2 protein-coding genes are annotated in these 3,026 nt (G+C 69.9%); both read left to right on the top strand.

What is annotated here, in order from left to right:
• The coding region (locus ACIOFR_RS41980; protein ID WP_401006067.1) for a LuxR C-terminal-related transcriptional regulator at positions 1-1,601 on the top strand (1,601 nt) is incomplete at its 5' end.
• Between the two features lie 1,124 nt (positions 1,602-2,725).
• Positions 2,726-3,026 (top strand): AAA family ATPase (locus ACIOFR_RS41975; protein ID WP_401006065.1); only part of this gene is annotated, 301 nt, incomplete at its 3' end.

The following is a 3,026-nucleotide window of genomic DNA, read 5'->3' as shown; positions in this document are numbered from 1 at the left end:
GCATCGCCACCCAACTCCTCCAACAACTCCTCGCCGAACCCACCCTCCCCACCCAGCAACGCACCACCAACGCCCTCACCCTCGCCCACATCGCCTACCGGCGCCTCGAACTCACCACCACCGTCACGGCACTGCGCGCCATCGTCGCGGACCCCGCCCTCCCCACAGCCATCCGCGGCGAGATCAGGCTGTACCGCGCCCGCGCCCTCCTCAATCAAACCTCAGAGCCCAAGAACTGGGCGGAGATGGAACGGGCGATCAGCGAACTGGACAGCCGCCCCGACCTGGCCGCCGTCGCCATGGCCACCCTCGGCAACGGCACCTCTTTGGCACCCATCCCGGAAAACGTCGCATGGATGGAGCGGGCCGTGCAGACCGTGGCCCGTACCGACGACCCCGTGGCCCACGCAGACGTGCTGGCCAGCCACATCATCCTCCTCGAAACCCTCGGCGACCCCACAGCACGGGAACTAGTCGATCAACTGCCACTGAAGAGCCAGGACCGCGACGTTCAGAACCACTGCTGCCGGGCTCTGCTCAATGCCGCTATAGGGGCGCACTTGCGGGGCGACCACCTCGGGGCCCAGCGGCTGCTCGACAAGGCGACGGAGCTGGCAAAGCGGACCGGTAGCCAAGTCTTTGAGGCAGCCTGCGACTCGACAAGGCTGGATCTGGACTTCGCCGACGGCCTGTGGGACGGGCTGGACGATCGCCTCGAATCGCTCGCCCCCGAAGCCGACCAGGAAGGCGGCACGTTCGAGGTCGAGCCGATGCTCATCCGCGCGCACCTGGACATCGCCCGCGGCCACTGGACACGCGCCCGGAAACGCCTGGTGGCCGTGTTGGAGGCCACCTACGGCGAATATCCTCCCTGGCAGGTCATGGTCGCTGCGGCGATGGGCCGCCTCGACCTCGCCGAGGGCGCACCCGAGCGTGCATGGGAAGGCCTACAGCCCGCCCTCGACCTCCAGCGGACCAAAGGCATCTGGGTCTGGGCACTCGACCTGCTGCCCACCGCTGTGCGAGCCGCCCTCACCTGCAAGATGCCGGAACAGGCACACGAACTGATCCGCGAATCGGCTCGCGGGATCGAGGGCCGCGACGCCCCCGGCGCCCACGCCGAAATCCTCTGGACCCAAGGCCTGACAGCCACCCCCACCAAGGCCATCGAACACCTCGAGCAGGCACGCACCCGTTACAAGGCACTCGGCCGGATCTACCAGGCCGCCCAGGTCGCCGAGCACACCGGCCACGCCCACCTCACCGCCCACCCCGACAACCCCGGCCGCGCGGCCCGCTCCTTCCAGGACGCCCTGAACACCTACACGCGCCTCGGCGCCGCAGCCGACCAGGCCCGCTGCCAGCAGACGCTGCGCGAACTCGGCCAGGAACGCCCCACCCCCCGCGGTCGCCGTTCCCACGGCGACGAGCTCTCCCCACGCGAACGGCAGGTCGCCGACCTCCTCACCACCGGCGCCACCAACCAGGACATCGCCCGCGCCCTGTCCCTGTCCATCCCCACCGTCGAACACCACGTCGCCCGAACCCTCAAAAAACTCCACACCACCCGCCACGACCTCCACCACCCCACCCCCGCCTGACTGACTGACTGACACACCGCGCCACAGCTCACTACGCCTCTTCGGCCGGCTGATCGCCCTGCGCCGCCGGCACCCGGTGCTGCGCCAGCGTGCCTTCTTCTCCGCCGGAACTTACCCTCACGGACACACCTTGAAATGGAGACGGTGAAGTCCGATTTCCCAACCGCCTCGCGAATGACCGGACGCTGCAGACGACGTCCAGCCGTAGATCTGCGGGCCTCGGCAGTGCTGATTCAGCCTCCGCCCCGGCCCCGCAGGAGATCACCGGCCCTGTCGGGGCCTCGAGCCGCCTGGCCTGGCACCGAGCCGCAGGTCCCTCTGCGTCCGGACCCTTCCCTGCTTACGTGCGCTGCGTCGCGGCCAGGCCGTCGGGCGGGCACTGCCGGTCAGGGTTGCCCAGACCTGGCCCGTGCGGGTCCGGATGGCCTCGGACCGGCGGCACGGAGACCTGGCGGGTGGTGATCGCTTGCGTCGGCCCTGACGCGCGGGTCCCCGGCGCGGGCGGGCGGCGGCGGTGACAGCGGTCCGGCGGTGCCAACACCGGCAAGCAGGGCGCCGAGTCCGGTCGCTCCATCGACACTGTCATCAACACGGGGCAGTACCTGTAGAACACCCAGCCGGAAAACGCCGGGCCTGGTGCGGGTTCTCCGAGCCCGGATCCGGTCCCGACCTCGTATGCCTGGAGCCGCAGGAAGCCCGTCAGGTGAGCGGGCAGGCCGGCACACCGCGCCTGGATCCGCAGAACAACAGTTCCGGACAAGACCTTCGCAGCGGGTGACCGAGAAGGGTCAGCGCGGAGACCGGCGGGCTGGGGACGTGGCGAGCAGGCCAGGACGCACGACCGTATCTCCGCTTCAGCGGCTCGGATCCGGTGGCTGTTCACCCACCCTCGGCGTCAGACCCGTCCACAATGCGCCCGCCGACCGGCTCAGGCTGGTATCCGGGACTAATTTTTCGGCCAGGCTCCGCCGGCCCTGCCCGGGAAGACGGCCTGTGGTAACCGGGTCTACCGTGAACAAGGAGTGGAGTGTGGGGTCTCGGGGCCTGTCCCTTCCGGTGTTTGGTGGTGGTGAGTTGTGGCGGCCGGTCGTACGGGGTTGGCGTTTGTCGGCCGTCAGGAGGAGATGCGGTCGCTGGTGGCCACGCTGGGCGCGGGGCCGGCGGTCGTATTCGTGGAGGGCGAGGCCGGGATCGGCAAGTCCCGCCTGGTCAACGAGGCACTCGCCGCGCCGGGCTCCGACAGCGACATCCCGGTGCTGCACGGCTGGTGCCACCCGCTGCGTGAGCCGGCACCGTTCGGCCCAGTCGTGGACGCCCTGCGCGACGGACTGACCCAGATCACGTCGGACCTGGGCCTGAGCCCCGCGTCGGCGATCCTCGCCCCCCATCTTCCCGAACACACCCGCCGTTTCCCCGCCCGGCCCA

This window comes from Kitasatospora sp. NPDC088346 (assembly GCF_044740765.1).
In the GTDB taxonomy this organism is placed as follows: Bacteria; Actinomycetota; Actinomycetes; order Streptomycetales; family Streptomycetaceae; genus Kitasatospora.
Note: the sequence above shows the minus strand (reverse complement) of the source record. Positions and strands in the feature narration are given on the sequence as shown.